At 70.6% G+C, this 15,324-nt stretch carries 12 protein-coding genes; 3 read left to right on the plus strand and 9 right to left on the minus strand.

The annotated features are described in order from the left end of the window. Window positions 1-38: 38 nt before the first annotated feature. From O1Q96_RS30375 to O1Q96_RS30415, 9 genes are all read right to left on the minus strand, one after another. Window positions 39-773 carry a PIG-L deacetylase family protein gene (locus O1Q96_RS30375; protein ID WP_269251202.1) on the minus strand — a complete coding sequence of 245 codons (735 nt, stop codon included), beginning with the start codon at window positions 771-773 and terminating at the stop codon, window positions 39-41. Window positions 774-920: 147 nt separating this feature from the next. After that, window positions 921-2,222 (minus strand): alpha/beta fold hydrolase, encoded by a 1,302-nt coding sequence (locus O1Q96_RS30380; protein WP_269251203.1) that lies wholly within the window; start codon window positions 2,220-2,222, stop codon window positions 921-923. Between the two features lie 138 nt (window positions 2,223-2,360). Further along, window positions 2,361-3,386: a LacI family DNA-binding transcriptional regulator gene (locus tag O1Q96_RS30385; RefSeq protein WP_269251204.1), complete on the minus strand. Its 1,026-nt coding sequence runs from the start codon at window positions 3,384-3,386 to the stop codon at window positions 2,361-2,363. 83 nt (window positions 3,387-3,469) lie between these two features. Further along, entirely contained in the window at window positions 3,470-4,891 is a 1,422-nt protein-coding gene (locus tag O1Q96_RS30390) for a BNR repeat-containing protein (RefSeq protein ID WP_269251205.1), read from the minus strand. 67 nt (window positions 4,892-4,958) lie between these two features. After that, window positions 4,959-5,279, minus strand: coding sequence for an L-rhamnose mutarotase (locus O1Q96_RS30395; RefSeq protein WP_269251206.1), 321 nt, complete (start codon window positions 5,277-5,279; stop codon window positions 4,959-4,961). 29 nt (window positions 5,280-5,308) lie between these two features. Further along, a complete protein-coding gene (gene rhaS, locus O1Q96_RS30400) occupies window positions 5,309-6,394 on the minus strand; it encodes a rhamnose ABC transporter substrate-binding protein (RefSeq protein WP_217453276.1) in 1,086 nt (361 codons plus the stop codon). A 35-nt stretch (window positions 6,395-6,429) separates the two neighbouring features. Then, entirely contained in the window at window positions 6,430-7,455 is a 1,026-nt protein-coding gene (locus O1Q96_RS30405; protein ID WP_269251207.1) for an ABC transporter permease, read from the minus strand. After that, window positions 7,448-8,488 (minus strand): ABC transporter permease, encoded by a 1,041-nt coding sequence (locus tag O1Q96_RS30410; RefSeq protein ID WP_269251208.1) that lies wholly within the window; start codon window positions 8,486-8,488, stop codon window positions 7,448-7,450. The genes O1Q96_RS30405 and O1Q96_RS30410 overlap by 8 nt, the downstream gene beginning before the upstream one ends. Window positions 8,489-8,579: 91 nt before the next feature. Then, the gene (locus tag O1Q96_RS30415; protein ID WP_269251209.1) at window positions 8,580-10,094 is read right to left on the minus strand and encodes a sugar ABC transporter ATP-binding protein; all 1,515 of its coding nucleotides are present in this window, start codon (window positions 10,092-10,094) and stop codon (window positions 8,580-8,582) included. Between the two features lie 282 nt (window positions 10,095-10,376). On the opposite strand from O1Q96_RS30415, the gene rhaI reads away from it, so the two are divergent. The 3 genes from rhaI to O1Q96_RS30430 all read left to right on the plus strand — a co-directional run bounded on the left by rhaI (window position 10,377) and on the right by O1Q96_RS30430 (window position 15,212). Beyond that, complete coding sequence (rhaI, locus tag O1Q96_RS30420) at window positions 10,377-11,537, plus strand: L-rhamnose isomerase (protein ID WP_269251210.1); 1,161 nt, start codon at window positions 10,377-10,379, stop codon at window positions 11,535-11,537. Between the two features lie 145 nt (window positions 11,538-11,682). Beyond that, complete coding sequence (locus O1Q96_RS30425) at window positions 11,683-13,722, plus strand: bifunctional aldolase/short-chain dehydrogenase (protein ID WP_269251211.1); 2,040 nt, start codon at window positions 11,683-11,685, stop codon at window positions 13,720-13,722. After that, a complete protein-coding gene (locus O1Q96_RS30430) occupies window positions 13,719-15,212 on the plus strand; it encodes a rhamnulokinase (RefSeq protein WP_419586973.1) in 1,494 nt (497 codons plus the stop codon). The genes O1Q96_RS30425 and O1Q96_RS30430 overlap by 4 nt, the downstream gene beginning before the upstream one ends. Window positions 15,213-15,324: the final 112 nt, after the last annotated feature.

Here is a 15,324-nt window from a genome sequence, read left to right on the forward strand (position 1 = left end):
CGCAGCGCGCGCCCGTGCTGATCACCGGCCGGGGGCGCTCACCTGCTGAAGAGCTCGAACGACACGGCCGGCCTGCCGCCGAACCGCTCGCCCGCGCTCTGCGCGAAGCCGGTCAGGAAGGACCGTACGTACGTCTCGGGGTCCTCGTCGGTCAGCACCTCGATGTAGGTGCGGTGTTCGAGCAGGGAGAGCACCGCGCGCTCCAGGCCCGCAGTCGCGTCCACCGCGTGGGTGGGAGTGCTGGAGCCCGCTACGGCGACCCAGCGCACACCGTCCCAGGGCTCCAGGCCCGGCTCGGGGAAGATCCAGCGGTTGCCGGCGTCGGAGGCCGCGTCCAGGGTGGCCCGGCCCACGGCCACGTGGTCGGAGGTGTTCCAGGCGACCCCGCCCCAGGTGTCGCGGTGGTTGAGGGTGATCACCAGCTCGGGCCGGTGCCTGCGGATCGCGACGGCGATGTCCCGGCGCAGGGCCGTGCCGTACTCGACGACGCCGTCCTTGTGGTCGAGGAACTCCACCTCGCTGACGCCCACGACCGCGGCACTGGCCCGCTGCTCGCGTTCGCGCAGCGGGGCGCACTTCTCCGGCTCCAAGGTGTCGATGCCGGCCTCGCCGCGCGTCGCGAGCACGTACGCGACCTCTCGGCCGCCGTCGGTCCACGCGGCGATCGCCGCGGAGCAGCCGTATTCCAGGTCGTCCGGGTGGGCCACCACCGCGAGGGCCCGCTTCCAGTCCTCGGGCATGGGCTTGAGCTGGTCGTTCGTCGGCTCGGTCATGACCCCGATTATGCGCTTATGTGACCTGGGTGTTGGCGGAATGCGGGCCGCCCCGGACCGGTCGTGCCCACGCGGCGGAGCCGCGCACGTCAAGGCCCCGCGCCCCCTGCCGGGGACCCGCGGAGTGAAGGAGTGCGTTCCGTTCGGTCAGGCCTCGTCGCGTGCGAGGGCCAGCAGACGGTCCAGGACACGCGGGCCGCCCGCCCGTACCCCGTCGTGCTCGAACTCGTCGGTGACGAAGGTGCGCAGGCCGCGGATCGTGCGGGCCGTCCGCAGGGAATGCTCCGTGTCGACGTACATGTCGTCGTGGTAGACGGCCGCGGCGACGGGGACCTCGTTGGCGGCGAGGCGGCCGGCGTCGTACAGGGAGGGCCAGTCGGTGCGCTCGGCGAGGAGGTCGGCCGTTTCGCGCAGGGGGCGCAGGGCCGGGTCGCAGTCGAAGGTCCACGGGTGCACGGACTCGCCGGTGAAGAGCACCGGGCCGTCACCCGCGAGGGACTTGGCCGCGTCGAACTGCGGGAAGTCGGCGCGGACCCGCTCTGCGGACCAGGACGTGGGGCGCTCGCCCTGGGCGTAGCAGGCCTCGTGGACCAGCGCGTACAGGGGATGCCCGGCGAACGAGAGGAGGGACTGGACCTCCTCCTGGAAGGCGTCGGACAGGGCCGGGCCCTGGGCGGTGCGGACGAAGGCGTTCTCCAGGAGGTAGTGCAGGCGGTGGCTGCCCTCGCTGCCGCCGAGGAGGATGCCGAGGGACTGGAAGGCCTCGACGGTGAGCCGGTAGCCGCCGCTCAGGACGGGCTCGTGCCGCAGAAGGTGTTCGGCGATCCGCCGGGCCCGCTCGACGTCCTGGGGGTAGCGCGCGTAGTGGGCGGCGACCTTGCGCTCGATGCGCGGGTAGGCGGCCCGGTAGACGTCGTCGGCGTGCCCGTCGAGGGTGGGCAGCCCTCCGGTGATCAGCGCCGTGCTGAGCCCCTCGGGCGCGGTGGCGAGGTAGTGGGTCGCGCAGAATCCGCCGAAGCTCTGACCGAGGACGGCCCAGGGGGCGCCGCCCGTGACGGCCGGGCGGATCGCCTCGCAGTCGCGGACGATGGAGTCGGCGCGGAACAGCGCGAGATAGTCGGCCTGCTCGCGGGGGCCGCCGCGCAGCGGGAGCGTCTGCCGGTTCGCGGGCGTGGAGCTGCCGGTGCCTCGCTGGTCGAGGAGCAGGACGCGGTACTCCTCCAGGGCGCGGCCGAGCCAGGCCTGCTTCCCGACGAAGCGGTTGGCGCCGAAGCCCGGGCCGCCCTGGAGGTACACCAGCCAGGGCAGGTCCTGGTGCGCCTTGTCGCTCCCGACCACTTCGCGGGCGTACAGCTCGATCGTCTCCCCGGCGGGGGCGTCGTGATCGAGGGGCACGGTGAAGCGGCGGTCGCTGAGGACGACACCGGGCTGACGGTAACTGGTGCTCAAAAGAGGCTCCTGGGACGGACGGGTTCCTGGCCGCGACCCAGTTCAGCACAAGTTTTCCGGTGAGCCGAGACCGCGGATCAAGAAATCCGTACTGAACGGCCGATCAGGCCGGCCGTCGCGTACGTACTGAACGACCGCTCAGCGCGGCGGGAGGCTGGAGCGCCGGACCACCAGCTCCGGCTGGAGCACCACGCGCCGGTGTTCGTGCGGGGTGGGAGCCGTCTCGGCCTCGGTCTCCTCCAGGAGGAGTTCCGCGGCGAGCGCGCCCATGGTCACGGCGGGCTGCCGCACGGAGGTCAGCGGGACCGCCGCGGCCGCCGCGAACTCGATGTCGTCGTAACCGACGATCGCGAGGTCGTCCGGGACGCTCACACCGGCCGCGAACATCGCCTGCAGGACGCCGAGGGCGAGCAGGTCGTTGGCGCAGAAGACCGCGGTGGGGCGGTCGGCGAGGCCGAGGAGCCGGGCGCCCGCGTCGCGGCCCGCGGCCACGTCGAGACGCTCGGTGGGCAGCTCGCGCAGGCACTCCGGGCCGAGACCCGCCTCGGCGAGGGCGTTCAGGGCACCCGTGCGGCGGTCCGTGACCTGGTTGAGTCCGGGCGGCCCGCTCACGTACGCGATGGAGCGGTGGCCGGCGTCGATCAGGTGCCGCACGGCCAGTGCGCCGCCCGCGACGTCGTCGACGGACACCGAGCACTCGGTGGTTCCCTCGGCGACCCGGTCGACGAGGACGAAGGGGATGCCGTGGCGCCGGAACGCCTCTATGTTGCGGCCCGTCGCGTCGGCGGGGGTCAGCAGGACGCCCCGTACCCGCTGCTCGGCGAAGAGCGACAGGTAGTCGGCCTCCTCGCCGGCGCTCTGCGCGCTGTTGCAGACCATCACGCCGAGCCCGGTCTCGCGGGCCGCCCGCTCGGCGCCGCGTGCCACGTCCACGAAGAAGGGGTTGCCCATGTCGAGGACGAGCAGGCCCATGATGCGGCTGCGTCCGGCGCGCAGCTGCCGGGCCGACTCGCTGCGGACGTAGCCGAGCCGGTCGATGGCGGAGAGCACGCGGGCGCGGGTCTCGGAGGCGACCGTGTCCGGGCGGTTGATGACGTTCGAGACCGTGCCGACGGAGACTCCGGCGACTCGGGCGACGTCCTTGATACCCACCGACTGGGCCATCAGGCGGTTACCTCCGGGGGAACGGGGAGAGTGGTGGGCACGCAGTCACATTAACCCGCGCGCCCACCCGGGACGGACCGGCGTCACGCAGGCAGTCGGAAGTCGACCACGCGCAGCGCCGAGGGCGTCGTCCCACTGGATTTCACCTGGTACAGGATGGACAGCACGCCGTCCTGGGCGATCCGCGTCTCGTCGACGACGACCTCGCCGAAGGCGTTCAGCCCGCTGGCGTCGAACAGCGTCGTCCAGTCCGTGTGACCGGAGGCGGCGGACGCGGCGACTATGCGTCCGAAGGGCATGACCGCGTACGCGTTGTCGTACTTGTCGAGGACCAGTCGGGTGCGCTGGCTGGAGTTCAGGGCGACCGGGATCTCGGTCTTGCGCCAGGTGCCGGTGGCGGTCCTGCGCACGTGGAAGGCGCGGCCGTTCGCCGTCCGGTTGGTGACGTAGTTCGTCGTGCACTGGCCGAAGCGGCCCGGCACGTAGCTGATGATCGCGTGCGGCCGGCCCGCGGAGTCGGTGGCCTGGCTCTCCTGGTTCATCAGGGAGTGGTCCGGGTTCAGGGCGTCGACCACGAGACCGCTGTCGGTGACGGCGACCTTGTCGGAGGCGCCGGTCGTGCCGACGACCGTGCCCGCGTCGTTGCGCCAGGTGCGGCCGCGGTCGTCCGAGTAGACGTAGCCCGTGTCGTGGTTGGTGATGCCTCCGCCGTTGCACATCACCGCGCCGTTCTGCTCACGCCAGGTGAAGAAGGAGTGCAGCCGCCCGTTCCTGTCGTAGTCGATGCCGTGCAGGTACATGTTGCGGACGGTGCTGGAGCCGTGCTCGCTGCTGTACGTGCCGGTGGAGCTGCTCCACTCGCCGAGGTTCGTCCAGGACGTGCCGTTGTACTCGGCGATGGCGTTGCGGCCGTTGCCGGAGATCCCCGCGCGGTAGCTGAGCTGGAGCTTTCCGTCGGGCATGGAGACGAACTGCGGGTACGTGAACTGCGAGGTGAGCGCGAGCCCGTCGAGGGTGGACTGCGGCGCGCCGAACCGGCTCGTGGTCCAGGTCAGGCCCGCGGGGTTGTCCATGAGCCCGGCCACCGACTTCACGTAGGTGAAGCCGTCGCTGTGGGAGTCCATGTTGAGGTGGAGGCGGCCGTCGGTCTTGGAGACGCCCATGGAGATGACGTTGTGGGAGTCGTTGTAGCGCAGGGTGTGGCCGACCTTGACGGTCGACCAGGTGCTCCCGCCGAGCACGCGGCGGCCGACGACGGCGTTGCGGTCGGCGGTGTACCAGACGGCGTACTGGTAGCCCTTGTAGGTCAGCAGGCCGTTCTTCTGGAACGAGTTGTTGTTGACCAGGCCGTCGTAGGAGACGAAGAAGATGGCCTGGCTGTCGAGTGTGGTGATGCCGGTCTGGGTGACCGAGGGACCGGGATCGGCCGCCCGGGCGGTGCCGGCGAGGCCGGGGGCGGCCACGGTGCCGAGCAGGGCGGTCGCGAGCAGGGTGCGTCTCTTCATGTTCAGGGCTCCTGGACGTGCGGGGAGGAGGAGAACGAGCGAGGGGAAGAGCGGGTGAACGCATCGGTCAGGCGAGGTGGAACACTTCGGTGAGGGGCTTCATGGCCTCGTCGGGCCTGGCGCCGTCCAGCGATTCGAAGAACGGCGCCATGTCGGCCTGCCAGCGGGCGTTGACCTCGGCGGCCTCCATGCCTGCCTGCGCGGCCGCGAAGTCCTCGGTCTCCAAGTAGCCGACCAGCAGGCCGTCCTCGCGAAGGAAGAGCGAGTAGTTGCGCCAGCCGGTGGCCGAGAGTGCTGCGAGCATCTCCGGCCACACGGCGGCATGCCGCTCGCGGTACTCGTCGAGCCGGTCCTCGCGGACCTTGAGCAGGAAACAGACGCGCTGCATGAAGGGCAACTCCCGGTGGACGAAGGGGATCAGAAGTCGAACTGGTCGATGTTCTTCTTGTCGAAGACGGTCGGCTTGCCGAGGTCGATCACGCCGTCCTTGCCGATGGTGAAGGTCCCCATGTCACCGGCCTTGAAGGTCTCGCCCTCCTTGCCGGTGATCTGACCGGAGGACAGCGCCACGGCGGTACGCGCGGCCAGCTCGCCGAGCTTCGCCGGGTCCCACAGCTCGAAGGCCTCGACGGTGCCGTTCTTCACGTACTTGCGCATGTCGTTCGGGGTGCCGAGGCCGGTCAGCTTGACCTTGCCCTTGTACTTGGAGCCCGACAGGTACTGGGCGGCGGCCTTGATGCCGACGGTGGTCGGGGAGATGATGCCCGCCAGCTTCGGGTTCTCCTGGAGGAGGCCCTGGGTCTGCTGGAACGACTGCTGGGCGTCGTCGTTGCCGTAGGCGACCTTGACCAGCTTCATGTTCTTGTACTTGGGGTCCTTGAGTTCGTCCTTCATGAACTCGATCCAGGTGTTCTGGTTCGTCGCGGTCTGCGCGGCGGACAGGATCGCGATCTCGCCCTTGTAGTCCAGCTGTTCGGCGAGGAGCTGGACCTCGGTGCGGCCGAGGGCCTCGGCGCTGGCCTGCGAGACGAAGGCGTTGCGGCAGTCGGGCTTGGTGTCGGAGTCGTACGTGACGACCTTGACGCCGTTCTTCATGGCCTGCTTGAGCGCGGTGCACAGGGCGCCCGGGTCCTGAGCGGAGACGGCCATCGCGTCGACCTGCTGCTGGGTGAGCGTGTTGACGTAGCTCACCTGGCCGGAGGTGTCCGTGGCGCTGCTGGTGCCGACCTCCTTGTACTTCGAACCCAGCTCGGTGAGCGCCTTCTCGCCGCCCTTGTCGGCGGTGGTGAAGTACGGGTTGTTGACCGCCTTGGGCAGGAAGCCGACGGTCAGGCCCTTCTTGGTGGCCGCGTTCGGGTCGGCCTTGCCGGCGGCGGCGTTCGAGCCGCTGTCTTCCTTGACGTCGTCCTTGGAGGTTCCGCCGCCGCAGGCGGTGGCGGCCAGGGCGAAGGAGGTGACGGCGGCCAGGGCCGCACAGGCCCGGCGGAGCTTGGTGGAGGACATGGTGGTGGAGCCTTTCGACGGGAGTGACGAGGGAGTTACGAGGAGGTGGGTGAGGAGGTGGGTGAGGAAGCCGCTCTGCGGCCCGCCCTCGCGAGGGAGATCTGCCGTGCGACCCGGGGACCGAGCACGGACAGGACCAGCAGGACACCGGTGACGACGATCTGTGACTGCGCCGAGACGTCCTGCAGACTCATGACGTTCTGGAGCGCCCCGAGCAGGAACACTCCGGCGATCGCGCCGCCGAGCGTGCCCTTGCCGCCGTCGAAGTCGACGCCTCCGAGCAGCACGGCCGCCACGACGGACAGTTCGAGCCCCGTGGCGTTGTCGAAGCGGGCGCTGGCGTAGTGCAGGGCCCAGAAGATGCCGGTCAGCGAAGCCATGAACCCGGTCACCGTGAACAGGATCAGCTTCTGCCGCTTGACGCGGATGCCGGCGAAGCGCGCCGCCTCCTCGCTGGCGCCGGTCGCGAACAGCGAACGCCCGAACGGGGTGGCGTGCAGGGCGACGACGGCGATCGCGAGCAGCACGAGGAAGGGCAGGAGCGCGTACGGGACGAAGGTGTCGCCGATGCGTCCGGACGCGAAGTCCAGGTACTGGGTGGGGAAGTCGGTCACCGCGTCGGAGCCGAGCACGATCTGTGCGATGCCCCGGTAGGCGGCGAGCGTGCCGATGGTGACGGCGAGGGACGGCAGGCCGAGCCGGGTCACCAGCAGGCCGTTGATCAGTCCGCACACCACTCCGAGGAGCAGGCAGATCGGGATGATCGTCTCGATGGTCATGCCCTGGTTCCACAGGGCGCCCATCACCGCGCCGGACAGGCCTGCCGTGGAGGCCACCGACAGGTCGATCTCGCCGGACACCACGAGCATGGTCATCGGGAGGGCGATCAGCGCGATGGGCAGCGTGTTGCCGAGTAGGAACGACAGGTTGAGGGCGTTGCCGAAGCCGTCCACGGTGGTGAAGGACAGCAGCAGGACGACGACGAGGAGGGCGCCGACGGCTCCGTCCCACCTCAGGGATGCGGACCGGCGGACGGCGCGCGTGAGAGCGGAGTCAGCCATGGCGGGCGTTCCTCTTCTTCAGTGCGGTCGCCACGCGCAGGGCGACGATCCGGTCGACCGCGATGGCGAGGATGAGCAGGATGCCGTTGATGGCGAGCACCCAGACGGAGCTGACGCCGAGCGCGGGCAGCACGCTGTTGATGGAGGTGAGGAGCAGTGCGCCGAGGGCCGCTCCGTAGACGCTGCCGGAGCCGCCGGTGAAGACGACGCCGCCGACCACGACCGCGCTGACGACGGTGAGTTCGTAGCCGTTGCCGGTGCCGGAGTCGACGTTGCCGAACCGGGCGAGGTACAGCGCTCCGGCGAGACCCGCGAGGGCGCCGCAGAAGGTGTACGCGGCGAGGATCCGCTTGCGTACCGGGATGCCGGCGAGGCGGGCGGCCTCCGGGTTGGAGCCGAGCGCGTACAGTTCACGGCCGCTGCCGAAGTGCTTGAGGTAGTAGGCCGTCGCGACCAGCACCACCAGCGCGATCATCGCCAGCCACGGGACGGCGGAGAGGCCGCCGGAGCCGAAGTCGATGAATCCGTCGGGCAGGTTGGCCGCCGTGATCTGCCGGGAGCCGACCCAGATGGAGTCGATGCCGCGGATGATGTAGAGCGTGCCGAGGGTGACGACGAGCGCGGGCACCTGGCCGAGGCTGACGAGCAGTCCGTTGACCAGGCCGCAGCCGATGCCGAGCAGGACCGCGAGGGCCACGGCGACGACGGAGTTGCCGCCGCCCTGCAGATAGGTGCCGGCCGCGAAGGCGCTGATGCCGAGTGTCGAGCCGACCGACAGGTCGACGTTGCGGGTGATGACGACCAGCGACTGGCCGGTGGCGACCAGCACGAGGATGGTCGCGTTGAGCAGGAGGTCCTTGATTCCCTGCTCGGACAGGAAGTCGCTGTTGCCGATCTGGGTGATGACGATCATCACCAGGAAGACGACCAGGATGGCGAGTTCACGCATCTTGAAGACGCGGTCCACCAGCCGGGTGCCGCTGGACTTGGGCACCTCGGCGGCGGGAGCGGGATTGGGAGCGGTGACCGTCACGCCATCCTCCTTCTGTTCGCTTCTCCGCCCGCGCGGCGCAGAGGTGTGGCCATCGTGTTCGTCTGCGGCCCGGCGGCCGCGCGTGCGTCGCTCACGCCGCCCTCCCGGTGGCTGCGGCCATCACGGATTCCTCGGTGGCGTCGGTGCGTGCGATCTCGGCGGTGAGCCGGCCCTCGTGCATCACGAGGACCCGGTCGGCCATGCCGAGGATCTCGGGAAGGTCGGAGGAGATCATCAGGACGGCCACCCCGTCGGCGGCCAGCTGGCTGAGCAGCCGGTGCACCTCGGCCTTCGTGCCGACGTCGATGCCGCGGGTCGGCTCGTCGACGATCAGCACCTTCGGGCCGGTGGCGAGCCACTTGGCGAGGACGACCTTCTGCTGGTTGCCGCCGGACAGGGTGTTGACGGTGTCGGCGATCCGGGCGTACTTGACCTGGAGCTTGACCGCCCAGTCGAGGGAGCGGCTGCGCTCGGCGCCGCGGTCCATCAGGCCGGCCCTGACGGTCGTACGCAGTCCGGTGAGGCCGATGTTGCGTTCGATGGACATGTCCATCACCAGGCCCTGCGCGCGGCGGTCCTCGGGGACGAGGGCGAGACCTGCGGCCATGGCTGTGGAGGGCGCTCCGTTCGTCAGCTTCCTGCCGACGACCTCGACCTCTCCGGCGTCCCAGCGGTCGACTCCGAAGACGGCCCGGGCGACCTCCGTGCGCCCGGCGCCGACGAGTCCGGCGAGGCCGACGATCTCGCCGCACCGGACGTCGAAGGAGACATCGGTGAAGACACCCTCGCGGGTCAGCCGCCGTACGCTCAGCGCGACCTCGCCCGGCCGGACGTCCTGCTTGGGGTAGAGCTCGTCGAGGTCGCGGCCGACCATGCGGCGTACGAGATCCTCCTCGGTCATGCCGTCGATCGGTTCGCTGGAGATCAGGGCGCCGTCGCGCAGCGTCGTGACGCGTCGGCAGATCTGGAAGATCTCCTCCAGCCGGTGCGAGATGAACAGCACGGCCGAGCCCTGCTCGCGCAGCGTGCGGACGACGCCGAAGAGGCGGGCCACCTCGCTGCCGGTGAGAGCGGCGGTCGGCTCGTCCATGATCAGCACGCGGGCGTCGAAGGAGAGCGCCTTGGCGATCTCGACGATCTGCTGGTCGGCGATGGACAGGCCGCGCGCCGGGCGGTCGGGGTCGAGCTCGACGCCGAGCCGCTGCATGAGGGCGAGGGTCGCGGCGTGCGTGGCCTTGTGGTCGATGCGGCCGAGCGCGCGCCGGGGCCGGCGGCCCATGAAGATGTTCTCGGCGATCGACAGGTCGGGGAAGAGCGTGGGCTCCTGGTAGATCACGGCGATGCCCGCGTCCCGGGCGTCGGCCGGACCGTGGAAGACGGTGGGCTCGCCGTCCAGGAGCACCTGACCGGCGTCCGGTCGGTGCACGCCGGCGAGCGTCTTGATGAGGGTCGACTTGCCCGCGCCGTTCTCACCGGCGAGTGCGTGCACTTCGCCAGGGAAGAGTTCCAGGGACACGTCCCGCAGGGCGCGTACGGCACCGAAGGACTTCGAGATGTCCTCGAGTGCCAGCACGGGGGCCGGATCCGCGTCGGACCGGTGGGTCATGAGGGCTCCTCAACGACGCGGGCGATACGGCCTCACGACGTCGTGAAAGGTTTCAACTAGGTTGCCGGGACGTTAGGCAGGTAGCCCAGGTCACGTCAATGGGTACAGGCCGAAATTTTCGATAGCCAAAGGTCACAACCGAGTCACGGCAAGGCGTAATCGCCGCAGGGGTTGACAGCCTTTCGGGCGGCTCATAACTTCTGCCTTCTGAATCGTTTCAGAGCCATGGGTTCAGAAGTCGTTCAGACCCGATGCCACAACGGAAGTCACAGGAGCCCCGAAGTGACCGAGCTCGCCGCGGTGAAGGCCGCCCTCAAGACCCAGGCAGTAGAGACGCCGTCGTGGGCGTACGGGAACTCGGGAACCCGTTTCAAGGTGTTCGCGCAGCCCGGGGTTCCGCGTGATCCTTTCGAGAAGCTGGACGACGCGGCGAAGGTGCACGAGTTCACGGGGGCCGCGCCGACCGTGGCCCTCCACATCCCCTGGGACAGGGTCGAGGACTACGCGGCGCTGGCGAAGCACGCCGAGGAGCGCGGCCTGAAGCTCGGCGCGATCAACTCCAACACCTTCCAGGACGACGACTACAAGCTGGGCAGCATCTGCCACCCGGACGCCGCGGTGCGCCGCAAGGCGGTGGACCACCTGCTCGAATGCGTCGACATCATGGATGCCACGGGTTCGAAGGACCTGAAGCTGTGGTTCGCGGACGGTACGAACTATCCCGGCCAGGACGACATCCGCGAGCGCCAGGACCGCCTCGCCGAAGGTCTCGCCCGCGTGTACGAGCGGCTCGGGGACGACCAGCGGATGCTGCTGGAGTACAAGTTCTTCGAGCCGGCCTTCTACGCGACGGACGTCCCCGACTGGGGCACCGCCTACGCCCACTGCCTCAAGCTCGGGCCCAAGGCCCAGGTCGTCGTCGACACCGGGCACCACGCTCCGGGCACCAACATCGAGTTCATCGTCGCCACCCTGCTGCGGGAGGGGAAGCTCGGGGCGTTCGACTTCAACTCGCGGTTCTACGCGGACGACGACCTGATGGTCGGTGCCGCCGACCCCTTCCAGCTGTTCCGGATCATGTACGAGGTCATCCGGGGCGGCGGCTTCACCGCGGACGTGGCGTTCATGCTCGACCAGTGCCACAACATCGAGGCGAAGATCCCCGCGATCATCCGCTCGGTGATGAACGTGCAGGAGGCGACGGCGAAGGCGCTCCTCGTCGACCGGGAGGCCCTGACCGCCGCCCAGCGCTCCGGTGACGTGCTCGCCGCCAACGCCGTGGTGATGGACGCGTACAACACGGACGTGCGGCCGCTGGTCGCCGAGGTCCGGGAGGAGCTCGGGCTGGACGCGGACCCGATCGCGGCGTACCACGCCTCCGGCTGGGCGCAGAAGATCGCAGCGGAGCGGGTGGGGGGACAGCAGGCCGGTTGGGGCGCCTAGCCTCGCCCTCCGCCCGGGCACCGCGGCCCACTCGCCGTCGGGCCGGAGGCCCGGGGGCCGCCCGCGGGTCCGCTTCGGCCGGTCGCGCAGTTCCCCGCACCCCTCCCGGGGCTTCCCCCTCTCTCCTCTCTTAAGGAACTGGAACATGGCAACGCATCCTGAAGCCGCCGCTCTGCTCGGCCGGTCCAATCGGCTCGGTGCCGATCCCCGTAACACCAACTACGCGGGCGGCAACACCTCCGCCAAGGGGACCGGCACCGACCCCGTGACCGGTGGCGACGTCGAGCTGATGTGGGTCAAGGGATCCGGTGGTGACCTGGGGACCCTCACCGAGGCCGGGCTCGCCGTGCTGCGGATCGACCGGCTGCTGGCGCTGAAGGACGTGTACCCGGGCGTCGAGCGCGAGGACGAGATGGTCGCCGCGTTCGACTACTGCCTGCACGGCAAGGGCGGGGCGGCTCCCTCGATCGACACCGCCATGCACGGGCTCGTGGACGCGGCACACGTGGACCACCTGCACCCGGACTCGGGTATCGCGCTCGCCTGTGCGGCCGACGGGGAGAAGCTGACCGCCGAGTGCTTCGGGGACAGCGTGGTGTGGGTGCCGTGGCGCCGGCCGGGCTTCCAGCTCGGGCTGGACATCGCGGCGGTGAAGGAGGCCAACCCGGAAGCCATCGGCTGTGTCCTCGGCGGCCACGGCATCACCGCCTGGGGCGAGACCGCCGAGGAGTGCGAGCGCAACTCGCTGCACATCATCCGCAGGGCCGAGGAGTTCCTCGCGGAGCGCGGGAAGCCCGAGCCGTTCGGTCCCGTCGTCGAGGGGTACGCGGCGCTCGGCGCCGCCGAGCGCCGGGAACGCGCCGCCGCCCTCGCGCCGGTGATCCGGTCCCTGGCCTCCAAGGACCGTCCGCAGGTCGGGCACTTCACCGACGCCGAGGTCGTCCTCGACTTCCTCGCGAGCGCCGAGCACCCGCGCCTCGCCGCCCTCGGCACCTCCTGCCCGGACCACTTCCTCCGGACGAAGGTCAGGCCGCTCGTCCTCGACCTGCCGCCCACCTCCTCGCTGGACGAGGCGGTCGCCCGGCTGAAGGAGCTGCACGCCGGGTACCGCGAGGAGTACGCCGCCTACTACCGGCGGCACGCCGACGCCGACTCCCCCGCGATGCGCGGCGCGGACCCGGCGATCGTGCTGGTCCCCGGAGTCGGCATGTTCTCCTTCGGCAAGGACAAGCAGACGGCGCGCGTGGCCGGCGAGTTCTATGTCAACGCGATCAACGTGATGCGCGGGGCGGAGGCCGTCTCGACGTACGCGCCGATCGAGGAGTCGGAGAAGTTCCGCATCGAGTACTGGGCTCTGGAGGAGGCCAAACTCCAGCGGATGCCGAAGCCCAAGCCGCTCGCCACACGGGTGGCGCTGGTGACGGGCGCGGGCAGCGGCATCGGCAGGGCGATCGCCGAGCGGCTCGTCGCCGAGGGCGCCTGTGTCGTGATCGCGGACCTGAACGCGCAGAACGCGGCCGACGTCGCCACCGCGCTCGGCGGCCCCGACAAGGCCGTGGCCGTCACCGTCGACGTGACGTCCGAGGAGCAGATCGCCGAGGCCTTCAAGGCGGCGGTCCTCGCCTTCGGCGGCGTCGACCTGGTCGTGAACAACGCCGGCATCTCCATCTCCAAGCCGCTCCTGCAGACCACGGCGAAGGACTGGGACCTGCAGCACGACATCATGGCCCGCGGTTCGTTCCTCGTCTCGCGCGAGGCGGCCCGGGTGATGATCGCGCAGGAGCTCGGCGGCGACGTCCTCTACATCGCGTCCAAGAACGCGGTCTTCGCCGGTCCGAACAACATCGCCTACTCGGCGACCAAGGCCGACCAGGCCCACCAGGTGCGGCTCCTCGCCGCCGAGCTGGGCGAGTACGGCATCCGCGTCAACGGCATCAACCCCGACGGGGTCGTCCGCGGCTCCGGCATCTTCGCGGGCGGCTGGGGAGCGCAGCGCGCGGCGACCTACGGCATCGAGGAGGAGAAGCTCGGCGAGTTCTACGCCCAGCGGACCATCCTCAAGCGCGAGGTCCTGCCGGAGCACGTCGCGAACGCCGTGTTCGCCCTGACGGGCGGCGACCTCACGCACACCACCGGTCTGCACGTGCCGGTCGACGCCGGCGTCGCCGCCGCGTTCCTCCGATGACGCACGCGTCCGGGAGGTCCCAGACGTCTCAGGGGTCCGGAGGGACGGCCGGGAGGTCATACGCAGCGGTCGACCTCGGCGCGTCCAGCGGACGCGTCATGGTCGGCCGGGTGGGCCCCGACTCGCTGGAGCTGACGGAGGCCCACCGCTTCCCGAACCGGCCGGTGCGCACGCCCGAAGGGCTGCGCTGGGACATTCTCGCGCTGTACGCGGGGGTCCTCGACGGCCTGCGCGCGGCAGGGCAGGTCGACTCGGTCGGCATCGACAGCTGGGCCGTGGACTACGGCCTGCTCGACGCCGACGGGGCGCTGCTCGGCAACCCGGTGCACTACCGCGACGCCCGCACCGAGGGCGTCGCGGAGAAGGTGTGGGCCACCGTGCCCGCCGCCGACCTCTACGCGGCGACCGGGCTCCAGTACGCCCCCTTCAACACCCTGTACCAGCTGGTCGCGGCCCGCTCCTCGGCCCAACTGGCCTCCGCGAAACGCCTGTTGCTCATCCCCGACCTGCTGACGTACTGGCTCACGGGTGAGGCGGGCACCGAGCTCACCAACGCCTCCACCACGCAGCTGATCGACCCGCGCACCGGCGACTGGTCGTACGACGTCGCGGAGCGGCTCGGCATCGACCTGAAGCTGTTCGCGCCGCTGCGGCGGCCCGGCGACCCGGCGGGGCTGCTCCGGCGACGCGTGCTGGAGGAGACCGGACTGACGGGCCCGGTGCCGGTGACGACGGTCGGCTCGCACGACACCGCCTCGGCGGTCGCCGCGGTCCCGGCCGCGGGCGGCGAGCGCTTCGCCTACATCTGCACCGGCACCTGGTCCCTGGTGGGCCTGGAGCTGGAGTCGCCCGTCCTCACCGAGGCGAGCCGCGCGGCGAACTTCACCAACGAACTGGGCCTGGACGGCACGGTCCGCCATCTGCGCAACATCATGGGGCTCTGGCTGCTCCAGGAGTGCGTACGGGAATGGGGACACCCCGACCTGGGAGACCTCCTGTCAGCCGCCGCCGAGGTGCCGTCGCTGCGGTCCGTCGTGGACGCGGGCGACGCCGCCTTCCTGGCTCCCGGCCGGATGCCGTCCCGGATCGCCGACGCCTGCCGGGAGTCGGGCCAGCCCGTGCCCGAGTCGCCCGCCGAGATCACCCGCTGCATCCTCGACTCGCTCGCGCTCGCCCACCGGCGGGCCGTCGCGCAGGCGCAGGAGCTGGCCGACCACCCGGTGGACGTCGTGCACATCGTCGGCGGCGGCACCCGCAACGCCCTGCTGTGCCGGCTCACCGCCGACGCCTGCGGCCTGCCGGTCGTGGCGGGCCCGGCGGAGGCGGCGGCCCTGGGCAACGTGCTCGTGCAGGCCCGGGCGCACGGCCAGGTCGGCGACCGCGCGTCGATGCGCGAACTGCTCGCCCGTACGCAACCGTTGACCCGCTACGAGCCGCAGGGCAGCACCGCGGCGTGGCAGGCGGCCGAAGCCCGCCTCTCCGGCCGATGACACGACATCCCGCCCCAGCGCAGGCGCCCCGAAGGGGCGCGGGGAACTCCGCGCCCAGCCACGGACGGCCCGCAGCTGTCGATCAGCATTTTCAGCGGGGCCGGCGCCGCGT

This window comes from Streptomyces aurantiacus (genome assembly GCF_027107535.1).
In the GTDB taxonomy this organism is placed as follows: Bacteria; Actinomycetota; Actinomycetes; order Streptomycetales; family Streptomycetaceae; genus Streptomyces.

What these genes read in the sequence shown, in the direction of transcription:
- O1Q96_RS30375 (WP_269251202.1), bottom strand. Translation starts at nt 773, where the DNA reads ATGACCGAGCCGACGAACGACCAGCTCAAGCCCATGCCCGAGGACTGG.
- O1Q96_RS30385 (WP_269251204.1), bottom strand. Translation starts at nt 3,386, where the DNA reads ATGGCCCAGTCGGTGGGTATCAAGGACGTCGCCCGAGTCGCCGGAGTC.
- O1Q96_RS30390 (WP_269251205.1), bottom strand. Translation starts at nt 4,891, where the DNA reads ATGAAGAGACGCACCCTGCTCGCGACCGCCCTGCTCGGCACCGTGGCC.
- O1Q96_RS30395 (WP_269251206.1), bottom strand. Translation starts at nt 5,279, where the DNA reads ATGCAGCGCGTCTGTTTCCTGCTCAAGGTCCGCGAGGACCGGCTCGAC.
- rhaS (WP_217453276.1), bottom strand. Translation starts at nt 6,394, where the DNA reads ATGTCCTCCACCAAGCTCCGCCGGGCCTGTGCGGCCCTGGCCGCCGTC.
- O1Q96_RS30405 (WP_269251207.1), bottom strand. Translation starts at nt 7,455, where the DNA reads ATGGCTGACTCCGCTCTCACGCGCGCCGTCCGCCGGTCCGCATCCCTG.
- O1Q96_RS30415 (WP_269251209.1), bottom strand. Translation starts at nt 10,094, where the DNA reads ATGACCCACCGGTCCGACGCGGATCCGGCCCCCGTGCTGGCACTCGAG.
- O1Q96_RS30425 (WP_269251211.1), top strand. Translation starts at nt 11,683, where the DNA reads ATGGCAACGCATCCTGAAGCCGCCGCTCTGCTCGGCCGGTCCAATCGG.
- O1Q96_RS30430 (WP_419586973.1), top strand. Translation starts at nt 13,719, where the DNA reads ATGACGCACGCGTCCGGGAGGTCCCAGACGTCTCAGGGGTCCGGAGGG.